Origin of the sequence: Actinoplanes palleronii, from assembly GCF_016862315.1 — a bacterium.
Lineage (GTDB): Bacteria > Actinomycetota > Actinomycetes > Mycobacteriales > Micromonosporaceae > Actinoplanes > Actinoplanes palleronii.
On the sequence record NZ_BOMS01000083.1, the window covers coordinates 37,399 to 54,047 of the forward strand.

The window sequence follows — 16,649 nt, forward strand, 5'->3', positions numbered from 1 at the left end:
CCGCCGGCCGCGCAGAGCCCGCCCTCCCTGGGGGCTCCCCCTTGGACAGTGTGGCGGGGAGGGGGTGGGGGTGATGGGCGGCCTGTGGACTGCGGCTGGCTGTGGAAACGGCTCTCCCGCTCGGCGGCGGCGCCACCAGGGGTTTCCGTGCCCACCCACGGACGTCGCCCCGGAGGGCTTCGCGTTCTGGACGCGCCAGCGGCCAGCGAAGCCCGCAGGGGTCCCGGCGGGAGCGGCGATCTGTACCCCGGCGGACGCACGACATCGTGAATTTGAATGTGAACGTGGTTGATGTCGCTGGTGGTTCATCCGGTGTGCCTACCGTCCGGTCCCATGGGAAAGATCGCCAATCGCACGTTCGCCGGCGCCGGCGCGCTGGTGCTCGCCATGGCCCTGACCGGCACCTCGTCCTACGCGGGCGGCCACCCGAAGGTCAGCACGCCGACGCTGACCGGCTGGGCCTCGCTGCCGGCCGGCACGTTCGTCCCCGGCAGCGAGCCGTCCGGCGCGCTGGCCACCGGTGACCTGCACGGGTTCACCGCGCCGTTCGCGGACCAGCCGGTGCAGGGTTTCTCCGGCATCGTCGACAACCACGACGGCACCTACGACGTGCTCTCCGACAACGGGTACGGCAACCAGGCCAACTCCGCCGACTTCCTGCTGCGGATCCAGCGGCTCGCACCGGCCTTCGCCACCGGCACGGTCGACGTGGTCGGCGGGATCAACCTGACCGACCCGAACGGCAAGGTGCCGTGGCAGCTGACCCGCACCGACCGGGTGCTGACCGGCGCGGACTTCGACGTGGAGTCGATCGTCAAGGCGAAGGACGGCACGTTCTGGCTCGGTGACGAGTTCGGCCCCTACCTGCTGCACGCCGACCGGGCCGGACGGCTACTCACCGCGCCGATCCCGCTCGACGGCGTGATCGCGCCGGAGACCGCGACCCGCACCGGCGTCCCGGCGACCACCGGCAGCAGCAAGGGCTTCGAAGGCCTGGCCTCCTCGCCGGGCGGCCGGTACGTCTACGGCCTGCTCGAGGGCACCGTCGCCGGCGATACCCCGGGGCAGCTGCGGCTCAACGAGTTCGACACCCGCGCCCAGAAGTACACCGGCAAGCGGTACGCCTACCGGCTGGAGTCGACGGCGAACGCGATCGGTGACGCCATCGCGGTGGACGACAACCGGTTCCTGATCATCGAGCGGGACGGCGGGCAGGGCGCGACCGCCGTGGTCAAGCGGCTCTACCTGGCCGACAAGCGGGACCGGAACCACGACGGCCTGCTGGACAAGACCCTGCTGGTCGACCTGATGAACGTCGCGAACCCGAAGAAGCTCGCCGGGTTCGGCACCACGTTCACCTTCCCGTTCCAGACCATCGAGGACGTCGTGATCCTGGACGACACCCACCTCGCGGTGCTGAACGACAACAACTTCCCGTTCTCCAGCGGCCGCACCCCGGGCCAGGCGGACAACAACGAGTGGATCACCATCGAGCTGCCGCGGTCGCTGCGCGCGGACAAGCGGCTGCTGAAGTGATCGGCCGCTGGGGCCGGCCGAACGCCGGTCCCAGCAGGGTCGATACCCAATCTTCACCGTCGTGATCCCGGGGATGATCCGTTCGTGGGTTAGCGTCCCGGCGTGAACGAGGAAATCCCCGGACAGCCGAACCAGGCGCCCGGTCTGTCACCCATTCCGCAGCAGCCGGACCCGCTGGCCGGGTATCAGCCGGGCAGTGATCCGACGGCGGCGTTCGGTGCACCGCCGACGACGCCGATGTACAACGCCGCGCCCAGCTATGCCGCGCCGAGTTACGAGACGCCGGCGCCGCCCCCTCCGTACGGCGGCTACCCCCAGCAGCCCTACCCGGGCCAGGCGTATCCGCAGCCCGGCTACCCCGGCCAGCCCTACCCGATGTACGGGCAGCAGCCCGACTCCGGCCGGACCAACGGGTTCGCCATCGCGTCGCTGATCTTCGGCATCCTCGGTGGCCTGCTCGGCATCGTCTTCGGCCTGATCGCCCTGGGCCAGATCCCGAAGCGCGGCGACCGCGGCAAGGGCCTGGCGATCGCCGGGCTGAGCCTGTCGATCGCCTGGATCGTGCTGATCGTCGGCATCGTCGCGGTCGGTAACGCCGTCGACAACGGCAAGGACACCTCGACGACGACCGCGACCCGGCCGACCGCCGTGACGACCGAGCCGGCCGACGTACGGACCGACAAGCTCGCGGCCGGCGACTGCATCGCCACGCTCACCGACTCCGAGACGGTCTACGACCTGCCGGTGGTGGCCTGCACCCAGTCGCACGAGGGTGAGGTCTACACGGTCTTCACCCTGGCCTCCGGTGTCTTCCCCGGCGAGGCGAAGGTCGAGGCCGAGGCGGAGAAGCGCTGCGACAAGGAGATCGAGCCGTACGCGATCGGCACGTTCACCGACGCCGAGATCTACTACGTCTACCCGTCCAGCCAGTCCTGGAAGGTGGACCGCACGGTCACCTGCATCGCCGTCGCCCCGGACAGCGGCAAGTGGACCGGATCCATGATCAAGTGACCTAGGTCACTGCGGCTCACGCCGGCGTCGTCCTGTCCGTCCCCCGGTGAACACCGAGGAGAGGGACAGGACGATGACCAGGGAAGCCAAGAGGATCGTGGTGCTCGGCGCCGGTTACGCCGGCATGCTGACGGTGACCTCGCTGGCCGGGCGGACCCGCCGCCGGGACGACGTGTCGATCACCGTTGTGAACGCCGGCGAGCGGTTCACCGAGCGGCTCCGGCTGCACCAGGTCGCCACCGGTCAGCACCTCGCCGAGCTGAATCTGCCGGAGTTGCTGGCCGGCTCGAAGGCCGAGTTCCAGCAGGGCTGGGTGACCGGCATCGATCCGGTCGGGCGGACGGTCCGGATCGACGACGAGCGGGAGATCGGGTACGACACGCTGGTCTACGCGCTGGGAGCGAGCGCGGACACCGGGGCGGTGCCGGGCGCAGCGGAGAACGCGTACAGCCTGGACGACGCGGAGTCGTTCGCGCGCCGCCTGGCCGAGATGAGCAGCGGCAGCGTGGTGATCTGCGGCAGCGGCCTGACCGGCATCGAGGCGGCCACCGAGATCGCCGAACGCTTCCCGTACCTCGTGGTCACCCTGCTCGGCCGCGAGCGACCCGGCGCCATGCTCGGCCCGCAGGCCAGGGCCTACCTGGACGCCGCCCTGCGCCGGCTCGGGGTGACCGTCCGGCTCGGCGAGATCGTCAAGGTGCGCGCCGACGGTGTCGACCTGGCCGGCGGCGCGACCGCGCCGGCCGATGCCGTGCTCTGGACCAGCGGGGTGCGGGTGTCACCGCTGGCCGCCGCCGCCGGATTGACCACCGACGGTCACGGCCGCATCGTCACCGACGGTGCGCTGCGGTCGGTGTCACACCCTGAGGTGTACGCGGTGGGCGACGCCGCCGCGATCCGCCAGAAGTACGGCCTCATGCACGGCACCTGTCAAAGCGGGATGCCCACCGGCGCGCACACCGCCCAGCAGATCGTCCGGCAGCTGGACGGGAAGCCGGTCAGGCGCTTCCGCTTCGGCTACCTGCACGTGCCGATCAGCCTGGGCCGGCACGACGCGGTGATCCAGTTCGTGCACGGCGACGAGTCCCCGGCGCGGGCGCGGCTGACCGGGCGGGCCGCGGTCTGGTACAAGGAGACGGTGAGCTCCGCGCCGTGGCCGACGTTCCGCCGCACCCTGCGGTTCCCCCGCCACACCATGCTGGGATGGCGCCGGTGACCGTTTTCGACGAGTACCGGAACCTGCTGTTCTCGGTCGCGTACCGGCTGCTCGGCAGCGCCGCCGACGCCGAGGACGCGGTGCAGGACACCTGGCTGCGCTGGTCGGCGGCGGATCGTTCCCAGGTCGCCGACCCGAAGGCGTACCTGGTGCGGATCGTGTCGAACCTGGCGATGGACCGGCTCCGGTCGGCGCGGCACGAGACGTACGTCGGGCCGTGGCTGCCCGAACCCGTGCTGACCACCGGCGAGGCGCCGGACGTGGCGCCCGCGCTGCTGCTCGTGCTGGAGAACCTGACACCGCTGGAGCGGGCGGTCTTCGTGCTGAAGGAGGCGTTCGCGTTCACCTATCAGGAGATCGCGGACGCCGTGGACCGGTCACCGGAGGCCGTGCGGCAGGCCGCGCACCGGGCGCGCGAGCACGTACGGGAGAACCGCCCTCGTTTCCCCGCGGACCGTGACCGGCAGCGGGCGGTGACCGAACGCTTCTTCGCCGCCGCCGCGGGCGGGGACATCAACACGCTGATGGAACTGCTCGCGCCGGACGTGGCGCTGTGGACCGACGGCGGCGGCAAGGTCCGCCAGGCGATGCGCCCGGTGACCGGCGCCGCACGGGTCGCGGCGTGGCTGGCCGGGGTCGGCGGCCGGCCCTACGAGGGGGTGCGGATCGACCAGATGTCGGCGGTGCTGGCCGAGCTGAACGGCAGCCCCGGCCTGGTGATCAGCGGCGCCGGGCGGGTGCTCGGCACCATCACGCTGGACCTGGACGCTCAGGGGCGGGTCACCGCGATCCTCAACACCGCCAACCCGGACAAACTCGCGTCGGTCCAGGCCGGGGTGGTCAGACAGTTGTGAACGGTCCCGCCCCCGCCGCGGTCACGCTTCCATGCTCGCCCGGCGGCGCTCACCGATCTCCCAGGCCATCACGTACTGCCGGATCATCTGGGCGAGCGGGTCGACGGTCTTGAAGATCAGCACCACGTCCAGGCCGGCGCCGTCCTCGGACGGACGGACCGCGTACACCTTGCCGGACACCTCGGTCTCACCGTTGCCGAGCCAGACCAGGGCGCGCATCGTGTCGCCCTCCTTGATCTGCTTGTTCTCGGCGACCCAGAACCGCAGGCCGCCCTCGCTGATGTCCAGCATCCGGCCCTGCAGGTACTGCGGGCCCCACTCGCCGAACAGGCGCAGCGGCGCGCCGCCACCGCCCCGGGCGTACTCACGGCGGTTGCTGATCTCCGGTTCCGCGGTGGAGAACAGGTTCCAGCGGTACGGCGCGGCGTCGGTGACGCTCTTCAACAGGACCGGCATCACCACCCGGGTGCGCGGCGGCACCCAGAACACCTCGAACTCGTAGCCGGGCAGGAAACCCTCCGGCCCGCTGGTCTCCAGCGGGGCGGCCACGCTGAAGGTGTTCTCGTCAACCGACTCCAACCGGGAGCGGAAGTTCACGCCCTCCCCGAGGGACAGGAAAATCGGGGTTCCGATCTCGGGCAGCTCCATCAGTGTCCGGCCTTTCGTGTCGCCTCGGCGCGCACCGTGCGGGTCGCGCCCTGATTAGTCGGCGGCGGCCGAGGCGACATAAGAAGTCAGGCCGTCATCTGTTGACCAGCTCCAGGATCGTGTCCATGGCCTTGAGCTTCTCCGCGCCGGCACCGAGGAAGCCGTCCGGGATGATCAGCTCGTCCAGGCCCACCGCGCGGTACTCCGCGAACGCGTCGGCCAGCTTCTCCGGGCTGCCGCCGATGACCGGCACCGGCAGGCCCTCCGGCAGCGGGCCGTCCACCACGGTGAGCGCCTGCGCGGTGCGGGCGATCGACTTCGGGTCACGGCCGCGCTCGGCGCAGAACCGGTCCAGGACCGCGGACTTGTGCGCGATCAGCTCGGGCAGGCCCCAGGTGTTCCACAGGTCGGCGTACTCGGCGACGACACCGAGCATCCGCTTCTCACCACCGCCGCCGATCATGATGGGCAGCGGGTCCTGCACCGGCTTCGGCTCGCTGATCGCGTCGGTGAGCCGGTAGTACTCGCCGTCCAGAGTGGTCACCGGATCGCGGAGCAGGCCGTGCAGCACTCGCAGCGCCTCGACGAACCGGTCCAGCCGCTGCTTCACGGCGGGCAGCTCGATGCCGTACTGCTCGTGCTCGTTGATCTGCCAGCCGGCGCCGACACCGAGCGTGAACCGGCCGCCGGTGATCCGGTCGACGGTGGCCGCCATGTTGGCCAGCACGGCCGGGTGCCGGTAGGTGTTGCCGTACACCAGCGTCCCGATCCGCACCCGCTCGGTCACCGCGCCGAGCGCCGCGACCAGCGAGCCGGCCTCCAGGGTCGGCTGGTGCGGATCACGGCCGGGGCCGTCGTTGGGCATGAAGTGATCGGCGATCCAGACGCCGTCCCAGCCGGTCTGCTCCGCGTGACGGGCCGCGGCGAGGATGTCGGCCCAGGGTTGCCCGGCGCCCGGCCAGATCGAGATTCGCATAACCGAAAACCTATCTGGTACGACCTGGGCACAGCCCCCGCCGGACACCGCGAGGTGATCCCGCTCGAGATCGCTGCGCGACCGCCGGGGTGGTGCGGCGGGTCGAGGTCACCCCGTACGGTGCAGGGTGTGATCTCGCAGCTCACCGTCACCGAACCGGCCCTCCTTGCGGCCGCCACCGACCTGGTCAACCTCGTCTACCGGGAGTCGGAGAAGGGGTTGTGGGTGGACGGCGCCGAGCGGACCAGCCTGGCCGAGGTGACCGCGTTGGCCCAGGCCGGGGAGTTGGCCTGGGACGAGCGGGACGGGCAGCTCGCGGGAGTGGTCCGGGTACGCCGGACGGGCGGTGGGGTGGGCGAGTTCGGGATGCTGGCGGCTTCTCCGTCGCTGCGGGGGAACGGCGTCGGGGGTGGGCTGATCCGATGGGCCGAGTCGTACTGCCGGTCCCGGGGCGACACCACGATGCGCTTGGAGTTGCTGGTGCCGCGGGAGTGGGTGCTGGAGTCCAAGGAGTTCCTGCACTCGTGGTATTCACGGCTCGGGTATCGGGTGGAGCGGGTCGGTCAGCTGGAGGAGCACTATCCGCAGTTGGCGCCGCTGCTGGCCGGCCCGGCGGACTACCGGGTCTACACGAAGCCGCTGTAGCGCGAGGTCGGTGTTTGCCGCCAGCGGGGGCTGAGGGTCCGTTGGGGTCAGGGAGTGGTGAGGCGGGCTTTCAGGCGGGCTCGGCAGTGGGGCCATTCGGAGGCCAGGAGCGAGTACATCGCGGAGTCGCGCAGGCGGCCCTCCTCGCCGGGAGCCCAGGACTTCGACCAGGAGCGGAGGACGCCTTCGAAATGGGCGCCGACCCGCTCGATCGCGGCGCGGGAGCGGAGATTGCGGGCATCGGTCTTCAGGTCGACCCGGACGGCGTTCCACTGTTCGAACGCGTGCTGAAACAGCAGGTACTTGGCCTCGGTGTTGATACCGGACCCCTGCGCCGACGCGGCCAGCCAGGTGAACCCGATCTCGATGGCGCACAGCTCGTCCCGGTCCGGCCAGGGCCGCGGGTCCCAGAGTCCGGTCACGCCGACGGCCCGGCCGGTGGTCGTCTCGACCTGCGCGTACGGCTTCAACACACCCGCCTCGGCCCGCGCGAGCTGGGCATCGAGATATCCGTCGATCTCGTCGGCGGCCGGCACCCAGGTGTACCGGTACGACCCGCGATCCTCCTCGGCGGCGACGGCCAGGTCGGCGGCGTGCCGCTCGGCCAGGGGCTCGAGGCGGACCAGACGTCCCTCGAGGGTCGGTGCGTCGAGGTTCTTGAGCAGGTTATTGAGCAGCACAGCATGGCTCCCTTCGCGGCTTGCCCAGCGCACCGCGCGCCGGGCCCGGTCATCACCCGGGGCACCCCACCCACGAACGGAGGGTTGCCGGCCAGCAAGCCGGGGCTCAATGCTGGCGCTCATGACCTGCCATCACCCTAACAATCCGGTCCTACCCGAACCCCGCCGAGCCGGTCCGGGTGTGGTGGCCGCAGTCGCCGCGGAGCCAGCGTTCCGGCCCGCCCCGGCCCGCCCCGGCCCGGTGCGGTGCGGTGCGGTGCGGCGCGGTGCGGCGCGGTGCGGCGCGGCGCGGTGCGGCTGGGCGGTAGGAGCACGCGCTCGGCGGTCGTAGGGCGGTAGAAGCACGCGCTCGGCGCTGACAGGGCGGTAGAAGCACGCGCTCGGCGCTGACAGGGCGGCAGGAACACGCGATCGGTCGAGTTCGAGGCGGTGGCCGCACGCAATGCCAGATCGCGTGCGGCCACCGCCCTCATGGGGGCGGCAACTGCACGCGTTCCCGCATCGCGGATGCCCACCGCCCGCCCCGACCGGCCACACGCACCTGACCAGCCATCGCTTATCCGTTCCTACCGCCCTCGATGCCCGTCGAGGCACCGTCACCATCCGGGACGGGCCCCGCAGGCGAACGTCGCCGCAGGGTTCAGCCGCAGCGAGCGAGCTCGCGGCCAACTCGCGATGTTTCCACAGGTAAACGCACTCCCGGCAAAACCAGCAATGCTCACGAACGGGCGCAAAACCACTACGCGTGTGAAGTTTGGGCGCGCTCCGCACCTCAACTTCACACGCAAGCCGGCAACAGCCACTACGTGGGGACTTTCGGCGCGCTCCGCACCTCAACTTCACACACAAGCCGGCAACAGCCGCTGCATGGGGACTTTCGGCGCGCTCCGCACCAAAAGTTCACACACAAGCTGGCAACAGCCCGCTGCGTGGGGACTTTTGGTGCGGAGTGCGCCACAGCTCAACACGCAAGGTGGCGAGCCCCTCCTGTAGGGGATGTTTTGCGCGTAGTGCACCATTTCTTCACACGTTCGCGCAGAGCCCGCCCTCCCTGGGGGCTCCCCCTTGGACAGTGTGGCGGGGAGGGGGTGGGGGTGATGGGCGGCCTGTGGACGGGCGCTGACTGTGGAAACGGCTGTCGGTGGTGGCATCGGCGCCACCAGGGGGTTTCCGCGACCACCCACGGGCGTCGCCCCGGAGGGCTTCGCGTTCTGGACGCGCCAGCGGCCAGCGAAGCCCGCAGGGGTCCCGGCGGGAGCGACGATCTGCACCACAGCGGACGCACGACATCTTGATCTTGATCTTTTGCGGTCAGGCGCCGGTGAACGACTCCTGGCCGACGACCCGCAGCAGCGCCAGATGTTCCGCGGACGGCGTGCCCGGAGGCGCGGTCAGCAGGATCAGGCGCTGGTCCTCGCTGGGCGTCAGCAGCATCTCGAAGTCGAGTTCGAGCAGGCCCACGGTCGCGTGCTGCAGCCGCAGCCGGCTGGTGCGGCGCACCGCGACCTCGTGCCGGTCCCAGATCTCGGCGAACTCGGCGCTGCCGTCGCGTAGCCGCTGCACCAGGGCGGCGGACACCGCGTCGTTGCCCCGGCGGGTGACCGCGGCGCGCAGGTCGGCGACGTGGAAGCGGCTGGCCTCGTCGTGGTCCTCGGGCGGGACCGCTGATCGCATCCGGTCATCGTGGAACCAGCGCCAGACGATGTTGTGGTCCTGCTCGTGGTCGTGCGGGCCGGTCGCGCAGATGTCGCCGAACAGGGTCTCGGCCAGCGCGTTCTGAGCGAGGAGGTCGCCGAGGTCGCTGACGATCTGGGCCGGGGACGCGGTCAGCTGGTCGAGCAGGGTCAGCAGGCCCGGGCGGACGTGGCTGCCGGCCAGTCGCCCAGCCGGCGGACGGTGCCCGGCCAGCAGGTACAGGTGATCGCGCTCGTCCTCGTCGAGCCGCAGCGCGTGCGCCAGAGCGCGGAGCATCTGAGTGGACGGCTGCGGACTCCTGGCCTGTTCCAGACGCATCAGATAGTCCGCGGACATCCCGGCCAGCAGGGCCACCTCCTCGCGGCGCATGCCTGGGGTGCGCCGGCGCGGGCCGGCCGTCATCCCGACGTCCTGCGGCCGCAGGCGGTGCCGGCAGCGGCGGATGAAGTCGGCGAGCCCTGGTCGGTCCATGCCCTCATCGTGGCGCAATCGCCGGCGAGCAGCCAAGGACTGCTGATCCTAGCCAGAGCCGTCCGCTCCTCAACGCCGTCCGCGGGCGGCAGCCTGGCGGACGACTTCGAGAGAGGCGGGTGCGCCATGAAGGCGATCATGTTCGAGCAGTTCGGTGGTCCGGAGGTTCTTTCGGTACGGGAGGTGGCCACGCCGCGGCCCGCCCCGGGTCAGGTGCGGATCAGGGTACGGGCGGCCGGCCTGAACCAGCTCGACTTCAAGATCCGTAGTGGGGTCATGCAGCAGGTGTTCCCGACCACGTTCCCGGCCGTCCCGGGCGCGGAGGCGGCTGGGGTGATCGACGAACTCGGCCCGGACGTCACCGGCCTGGCCGTCGGCGACGAGGTGATCGCGTTCACCGACACCGGGTCGTACGCGGAGTACGCCCTGGCCACCGTGGTCGCCCGCAAGCCGGCCGGCCTGGGCTGGGACGAGGCGGTGGCGCTGCCGGTCGCCGGGGAGACCGCGCAGCGGGTGCTGGACCTGCTCGCCGTGAAGGAGGGCGAGACCCTGCTGGTGCACGGCGCGGCCGGCGCGGTCGGCGGGATCGCCGTCCAGCTCGCGGTCGCCGCCGGCGTGACCGTCATCGGAACCTCGTCACCGGCCAACCACGATCACTTGCGGTCACTGGGGGTGACACCCCTGGCGTACGGGGCGGGGCTGGTGGACCGGGTCCGCGCGCTGGCGCCGCAGGGCGTGGACGCGGTGTTCGACGCGGCCGGGTACGGCGTGCTGCCGGACTCGATCGAGCTGCGCGGCGGCACCGCCGAGCGGGTCGTCACGATCGCCGATCCGGCCGCCCGGGACCTCGGCGTGGTGTTCTCCGGCGACGGGCAACGCAGCGCCGCACTGCTCGCCGAGCACGCCCGGCTCGCGGCGGCCGGGACGTTGCGGGTCACGGTGGCCGCGACGTTCCCCCTGTCGGAGGCTGGGCGGGCCCAGGACCAGAGCGCGACCGGGCACAACCGCGGGAAGATCGTTCTGCGCCCGTAGGGCTCGACGAGCGGGTGCGGCTCGGCACGTCGGCCGGGGACGGGTGCCGGCCTGGCAGCGGCGGGGTGTCGGGCTGTGGTGGATCCACGCCCTGACGAAACGCCGGCGGATCTGCGTCGAACGGGAGTTGCCGATCAAGGACGCATATCGGGAACTGGTCTTTCAACTCATCGGTTGATTGTGCTAGGTTGCCTTTCAACCGATAAGTTGAAACGAGGGACGGCATGGCGGCGGATGAGCTGAACCGGGTCTTCGCCGCGCTGGCCGATCCGACGCGGCGCGACATGGTGGCGCGGCTGTCGGCCGGTGACGCGACGGTGAACCAGATCGCCGAGCCTTACCCGATGTCGCTGCAGGCGGTCTACAAGCACCTCAAGGTGCTCGAGGAGGCCGGGCTGGTCAGCCGGCCGCCGGGGCCGCAACCCCGGTCGGTGCGGCTGGAGCGGGACGTCTTCGACGAGGTCGGTGGCTGGATCGAGCAGTACCGGCGCCGGGCCGAGGCGCGTTACCAGCGCCTGGACGCGGTGCTGCGCGCCCTGCCCGCCCAGGACCCGAACGAGCGAGAGGGAGAAGGACGATGAGCGAGGCACGTATCGAAGCCGACAAGGACCTGCCGATCATCCGGATCACCAGGGACTTCACGGCCACCCCGGAGCAGCTCTTCCGGGCGCACACCGACCCGGAGCTGTTCGCCCAGTGGTGCGGCCCGGACTCGACAGTCACCCGGATCGCCCGCTGGGACGCCACCACCGGCGGCGCCTGGCGCTACGTCGCGGTGCAGGGCACCGAGGAGTACGGGTTCCACGGCTCGTTCCACGAGGTCGGCCCGGAGCGGATCGTCCAGACGTTCACGTTCGAGGGCATGCCCGAGGGGGTGTCCCTGGAGACGCTGACCTTCGAGGACCTCGGCGACGGCCGGACCCGCCTGCACGCCCAGTCCCTGGTGGACAGCATCGCCGGCCGGGACGCCTGGCTGCAGAGCGGCATGGAGACCGGCGTGAACGAGGGCTACACCAAACTGGACACCCTCCTGACCAAGGGCGCCGTGTAGACCGGTTGTCCACAGGGCCGAGCGGGCGGCGCGGGATTTCGGGACCCTGTCCTGATGTCACGCGTCGCCCAGGTACCCACATCACTGACCAAGGCCCCGTTCCGGGGATCGGCCGCGATCCGCGACGGCACGCTCAGCCGCAAGATGCTGCGCAGCCGGGCATGGCAGCGGCTGCTACCCGACGTGTATGTGCACCGGGACCTGCCCGTCGACCATCGGCTCCGGTGCACAGCCGTGGGACTCGTCATGCCGGCCGGGACCGCGATCGGTGGCGCCAGCGCCGCCCATCTCTGGGGCGCGCCCCTGGTGCGCCCCGATCCGCCGGTGTCCGTGGTGGCACCCCGCGACCGGTGGATGAACAGATTTCCCCGGGTCGCGGTCCATCACACCGTGCTCGGCCTCGACGACCTCACCGAGCTCGACGGGACACCGGTGACGACGCCGGAACGCACCGCCTTCGATGTCGGGCGACGGCTGCCCCGCGTCCACGCCGTCGTGCTGTTCGACGCGCTGCTCCAGCAGGGGACGCTCGACGCCGGCGCCGTGATGGAGCTGGCCCGGCTGCGCAGCCGGTGGCCGGGGATCCCACTGCTCAAGACGGTGCTGAGCCTCGCCGACGGGCGAGCCGAATCGCCGATGGAATCCCGCCTGCGGCTGCTGCTGCACGACGGCGGGTTGCCGGCGCCCCAGCCGCAGTACGAGATCCGGGACAGCCTCGGACGCCTGATCGCGCGGGTGGACCTCGGCTGGCCGGCGGCGCGGCTGGCAGTCGAGTACGAGGGTGATCATCACCGGGAACGCGAACAGTTCCGGCGCGACATCAGCCGGGCACAGACGATACAGCGGCAGGGCTGGACGATCCTGCGGTTCACCGCGAACGACGTCCTCCGGCTGCCCCGGGAGACGGTCCTGGCGGTAGCGACCGAGCTGGCCAAGCACCGCTGACCCCGCGATCGATCTGGTTAAGGGCCGCCACGACCAGCCGAGACCACCCAGCTGGCCCTCACGGCCCCTATCCGACCCCCATAACGGCCCCCACGACCAGCCGAGACCACCCAGCTGGCCCTCACGGCCCCTACCCCACCCCCATAACGGCCCCCACGACCAGCCGGGACCGTGCCGCTGGCGGTGGCGGCCGCGTTGGGTGGGCGCTGCTGATCCGGGGGGTGCGGGCGGTGACCACAGGCACCGCCCGGGAGGCGCGGGGTGGTCTGGTGGTGGGCGGCGTCGCGTCTGACCGGTGGGGGCTGTGCACAGGTCGTACCAGGAAAGGAGACGGCCTGGAGCGGCCGCCTCCTTTCCGGCAGAAGCGTTATGGGGTGGGGAAGAGGTCGTCGAAGACGGCTACGCGGTCGAACTGCATGGCGAAGTCGCGGGCCCGGGTCTCCATGGCGCGTTTCTCGGATTCCGGCATGTCGAGGACGACACGGTCCAGGGCGTCGCCGAGGGCGTTGATGTCGCCGGCCTCGATGATGATGGCGGTGTCGCCGACCGCCTCGCCGGTGCCGCCGGTCAGGGTGGTGACGATCGGGCCGCCGCCGGCCAGCATCTTCTCGGCCAGGGCGATGCCGAACGTCTCGACGAAGTCCGGTTCCGGCTTGGTGGGCAGCGCGTAGGCGGCGCACCCGGCCATCAGCAGCGGCTTCTCGTCGTCGTCGACGTCGTTGAGGAAGATGATCCGGTCGTCTTCCTTGGTCATCGCGCGGACGTGGTCCAGGGCCGGGCCGTTGCCCGCGATGACCAGCGGATACTCGTCCCGGGCGGCCATCTGGCCATACGCGATGACCAGGTCGTAGATGCCCTTGGCCCGGGCGACGCGGGACAGGAACAGGATGTACTTGCCGCGTTCCAGGCCGCGCTTCTTCAGCGCCTCGTCGACCGCGTCCTGCTCCAAGCCGAGGAACGCGGACGAGTCGATCGGCGGGTAACTGACCGTGACCCGGTCCTGGCACGCCTGGGCGAAGGACGTGCCGCAGTGCGCGTCGACCTCCTCGGCCGAGGCGATGATCTCGTCCTTGGTGTACTCCGAGACCGCGACCACCTCGTCGCTGGCCAGGAACGTGGTGAGCAGGACGGTGGCGGCGCCGAAGCGGCCCTCGCGCAGGCAGGAGCGGATCACGTTGGTGACGTCCGAGCCGACCGCCTTCGCGATCGTGTGCACCTGCGGGTTGAAGCCGGCGGCCCGGGCCGCGGTCACCGCGTCGTTGATCACCTGGGTGTGCGGGACCAGGTACATCGACAGGCACACCGTGGGCACGCCGTCGCTGAGCAACTCGACCAGGCGCCCGGTGAGGCCGGCCAGATGGCGGCCGTCCGGCACGCGGTAGTCGCCGACCGCTTCCGGGCGTTCGACGGTGATGCCCTCGCTGTACGGGAGCAGGCGGTCGAGCGGCTTCAGCGGCAGACCGGCGGCCTGCAGCGTCGGGATCGGCCAGGTGAGCAGGCGGACGTCGTCGAAGCCCCGGGTCAGGGCCACTTCGGCGAGGTTGCGCGCCTCACCCGAGTGTCCGCAGATCACCGGGTCGGCGCGGACCGCGATCACGAGTCTCCGTGTAGGACGGCTCATGGTCATTCCTTAGGTGTTCGCAGGGGGGTTGGAGAGGGTGAAGGAATGGGACGGCGGGCGGATCCCGTGCGCCCAGGTCGAGGGCTCGGGGCCGAGCTTCAGGTGCAGCCGGCCGCCGCGGTGCACGTCGGTGGCGGCCAGATGACCCGCGTGCAGCGGTTTGCCGTTGAGGGTGGCGGACTGGACGTACTGGGCCGGCGGGTCGTGGTCGAGACCGTCGACGCCGATCGGCGTCTCGCGGTGCCCGCTCGTCTCGATGATGAACTCCTCGTCGCCCACGCGCATCGTGGCCCGCTCGAAAGCGGGGGCGTTCACCAGGAAGAGGTTCTGCCCGGCGACCGGGAACAGGCCCAGGGACGCCCAGACGTACCAGGAGCTCAGGCCGCCGGAGTCGTCGTTGCCCGGCAGGCCACCGGGGCCGGTGCCGAACTGCCAGGTCAGCGTGGAGTGCACGATCTCGGCGGTGCGATCTGGTCGGCCGGCGTAGTGGTACGCCCAAGGCGCTTCCATGTCCGGCTCGTTGTTCAGTCCCTCGAACCGGTTCAGCGCGTAGCCGAGCGCCATCTCGGCCGGTTGCGGGCCGACACCGGGCTGCTTGACCGGCTCGGCGCCGTAGCCGAAGAACCGGTCCAGCTGGTCGATGAAACCCTTGTCGCCGCCGGACAGCTCGATCCGGGCGGCCATGTCGTGCAGCAGCCGGAACGAGTAGTTCCACTTGCCGCCCTCGTAGAACTCCGAGTCGCGCAGCAGGCCGGTGGTCGGCTCGAACGCGTTCACCCACTGGTGGCTGCGGCGCTCCAGGTCGTCGGCGAGGCGCCGGTCGTTGAGCGCGCGGGCCAGCTTGGCGGTGCAGTGGTGGGCGTAGGCCAGGTCGAGGGTGTGGGTGATCGGGTGCACCAGGCCGTGCTCGAAGAAGTCCTCGCCGTACATCCGGCGCAGGTCGTCGGCCATGTGCACGAGCGCCCAGCCCCAGTCGATGCCGTTGCGGCCCAGGGCGTGCGCGTCGGCGATCGCGGTGTGCGCGAGCGCGGACGCCTGCCGGAAGAACCGGTCGGCGCCCCGGGCCATCCGGTACCCGATCGGGAAGTTGCCCTCCTCCTCGCAGACCCGGATGAGCGACTCGAGCAGGTCCATGGCCCGGTCCGGCGCGATCGCCTGCAGCAGCGGGATCTGCGTCTTGTAGATGTCCCACATGGTGCAGATGTCGAACGCGTACGGCCCGGAGTTCGGCCAGAACGGGCTCTCGTCGTCGGCGACGCACGGCTTGATCAGCGAGTGGTAGAGCGCGGTCGCCATCACCGTGCGCCGGGCCGGGGTGCCGCCTTCGACCTTGACCCGGCCGATGTGGTCACCCCAGCGGGCCCTGGTGCCGGAGCGGACCTTCTCGAACGCCGGCTCGGCGGTGCCGCACTCGCGCCGCAGGTTCTCCTTGGCCTGCTCGCAGCCGCGCAGCGAGAACCCCATCCGCACCTCGATGGTCTGCCCGGCCCGGGCCGAGCCCATGAAGAGCAGGCCGAACGGGCGCAGCGTGGTGTGCCGGATGCTGTCGAAGTCGAGCCGGGTGCCGCCCGGGATCAGGCGCCGGTCGTACCAGAGCATCTGGCGCCAGCCGGGGGTGTCCGCCTCGATGTAGACCGAGAGCGGCACGCCCTCCATGACCACGGTGCCCTGCGCGCAGCCGTGGCCCATGCTCTCCACCTGGGCGCGCAGCGGAACCGTGCGCCCCAGGTCGATCGCCAGGCCGCCGCAGGACAGGTCGAGGACGACCCGGGCGCTGTGGTGGTCGGGGAACGTGTACCGGTGCACGGCGACCTTCTCGCCCACGGTGATCTCGCTGCGCACCCCGGTGTCGAGGTTCGCGGCGTAGTAGCCGGGCTCGGCGCGCTCGTCGTGCAGCGCCCAGGACTGGCCGAGATCGTCCAGCGGCTGGACCATCGGGGTGACCCGCACGTAGTTGTAGTACTTGCGGATCGCACCGGTGCCGGACTGCTGGAAGTGGGTGAAGCCGGAGGCCTGGGTCCGCTCGAACATCTCCTCGGGCACGCCCTCGGTGTTCTTCGCGTACCGGCCGTAACCGGTCGGGTAGGCGCCGGAGTAGGCGCAGGCGGAGACCATGCCGAAAGGCGAGGTCGCGCCGGGGTGGGTGTTACCCACCTGCGGCTTGGGCCACCACCAAGTGGCGGCCAGACCGTGTGCCCTGGGCAGGTCGGTCGCCGCGGTGCCGATGAATGGATCAACGTTGTCGAGGATTTCGGGACTCTAACCGGC

At 71.0% G+C, this 16,649-nt stretch carries 15 protein-coding genes and 1 riboswitch; of the genes, 9 read left to right on the forward strand and 6 right to left on the reverse strand.

Annotated elements, in window-relative coordinates:
- Positions 1-333: 333 nt before the first annotated feature.
- The 4 genes from Apa02nite_RS26635 (at position 334) to sigJ (ending at position 4,617) form a co-directional block, all read left to right on the forward strand.
- On the forward strand, positions 334-1,536 hold the full coding sequence (locus Apa02nite_RS26635; protein ID WP_203827394.1) for an esterase-like activity of phytase family protein: 1,203 nt from the start codon (positions 334-336) through the stop codon (positions 1,534-1,536).
- A 102-nt stretch (positions 1,537-1,638) separates the two neighbouring features.
- Entirely contained in the window at positions 1,639-2,547 is a 909-nt protein-coding gene (locus Apa02nite_RS26640) for a DUF4190 domain-containing protein (RefSeq protein ID WP_203827395.1), read from the forward strand.
- A gap of 73 nt (positions 2,548-2,620) precedes the next feature.
- Positions 2,621-3,763, forward strand: coding sequence for an NAD(P)/FAD-dependent oxidoreductase (locus Apa02nite_RS26645; RefSeq protein WP_203827396.1), 1,143 nt, complete (start codon positions 2,621-2,623; stop codon positions 3,761-3,763).
- Positions 3,751-4,617, forward strand: a complete 867-nt coding sequence (sigJ, locus tag Apa02nite_RS26650) for an RNA polymerase sigma factor SigJ (RefSeq protein WP_203827397.1) — start codon at positions 3,751-3,753, stop codon at positions 4,615-4,617. Before Apa02nite_RS26645 ends, sigJ begins: the two co-directional genes overlap by 13 nt.
- A gap of 21 nt (positions 4,618-4,638) precedes the next feature.
- On the opposite strand, the gene Apa02nite_RS26655 is transcribed toward sigJ, so the two are convergent.
- Complete coding sequence (locus Apa02nite_RS26655) at positions 4,639-5,265, reverse strand: PilZ domain-containing protein (protein ID WP_203827398.1); 627 nt, start codon at positions 5,263-5,265, stop codon at positions 4,639-4,641.
- Positions 5,266-5,359: 94 nt separating this feature from the next.
- Positions 5,360-6,241 (reverse strand): TIGR03560 family F420-dependent LLM class oxidoreductase, encoded by an 882-nt coding sequence (locus Apa02nite_RS26660; protein WP_203827399.1) that lies wholly within the window; start codon positions 6,239-6,241, stop codon positions 5,360-5,362.
- A gap of 129 nt (positions 6,242-6,370) precedes the next feature.
- Between Apa02nite_RS26660 and Apa02nite_RS26665 the strand changes: the two genes are divergently transcribed.
- Positions 6,371-6,886: a GNAT family N-acetyltransferase gene (locus Apa02nite_RS26665; protein ID WP_239164581.1), complete on the forward strand. Its 516-nt coding sequence runs from the start codon at positions 6,371-6,373 to the stop codon at positions 6,884-6,886.
- A 47-nt stretch (positions 6,887-6,933) separates the two neighbouring features.
- Here Apa02nite_RS26665 and Apa02nite_RS26670 read toward each other — a convergent pair whose 3' ends face one another.
- Positions 6,934-7,566, reverse strand: a complete 633-nt coding sequence (locus tag Apa02nite_RS26670; RefSeq protein ID WP_239164582.1) for a GNAT family N-acetyltransferase — start codon at positions 7,564-7,566, stop codon at positions 6,934-6,936.
- A gap of 11 nt (positions 7,567-7,577) precedes the next feature.
- A riboswitch (SAM riboswitch) is annotated at positions 7,578-7,693 on the reverse strand.
- Positions 7,694-8,877: 1,184 nt separating this feature from the next.
- Entirely contained in the window at positions 8,878-9,732 is an 855-nt protein-coding gene (locus Apa02nite_RS26675) for a helix-turn-helix transcriptional regulator (protein ID WP_203827401.1), read from the reverse strand.
- Between the two features lie 126 nt (positions 9,733-9,858).
- On the opposite strand from Apa02nite_RS26675, the gene Apa02nite_RS26680 reads away from it, so the two are divergent.
- From Apa02nite_RS26680 to Apa02nite_RS26695, 4 genes are all read left to right on the forward strand, one after another.
- Positions 9,859-10,764: an NADP-dependent oxidoreductase gene (locus Apa02nite_RS26680; protein ID WP_203827402.1), complete on the forward strand. Its 906-nt coding sequence runs from the start codon at positions 9,859-9,861 to the stop codon at positions 10,762-10,764.
- A 224-nt stretch (positions 10,765-10,988) separates the two neighbouring features.
- Positions 10,989-11,345 (forward strand): ArsR/SmtB family transcription factor, encoded by a 357-nt coding sequence (locus tag Apa02nite_RS26685; RefSeq protein ID WP_067699971.1) that lies wholly within the window; start codon positions 10,989-10,991, stop codon positions 11,343-11,345.
- Positions 11,342-11,815 (forward strand): SRPBCC family protein, encoded by a 474-nt coding sequence (locus Apa02nite_RS26690; protein ID WP_203827403.1) that lies wholly within the window; start codon positions 11,342-11,344, stop codon positions 11,813-11,815. The genes Apa02nite_RS26685 and Apa02nite_RS26690 overlap by 4 nt, the downstream gene beginning before the upstream one ends.
- Positions 11,816-11,869: 54 nt before the next feature.
- Positions 11,870-12,760 (forward strand): DUF559 domain-containing protein, encoded by an 891-nt coding sequence (locus tag Apa02nite_RS26695; protein ID WP_203827404.1) that lies wholly within the window; start codon positions 11,870-11,872, stop codon positions 12,758-12,760.
- A 367-nt stretch (positions 12,761-13,127) separates the two neighbouring features.
- On the opposite strand, the gene Apa02nite_RS26700 is transcribed toward Apa02nite_RS26695, so the two are convergent.
- Both Apa02nite_RS26700 and Apa02nite_RS26705 read right to left on the reverse strand, forming a co-directional pair.
- Positions 13,128-14,381, reverse strand: a complete 1,254-nt coding sequence (locus Apa02nite_RS26700) for a glycosyltransferase (protein ID WP_203827405.1) — start codon at positions 14,379-14,381, stop codon at positions 13,128-13,130.
- Between the two features lie 9 nt (positions 14,382-14,390).
- Positions 14,391-16,631, reverse strand: coding sequence for a glycoside hydrolase domain-containing protein (locus Apa02nite_RS26705; RefSeq protein ID WP_203827427.1), 2,241 nt, complete (start codon positions 16,629-16,631; stop codon positions 14,391-14,393).
- Positions 16,632-16,649: the final 18 nt, after the last annotated feature.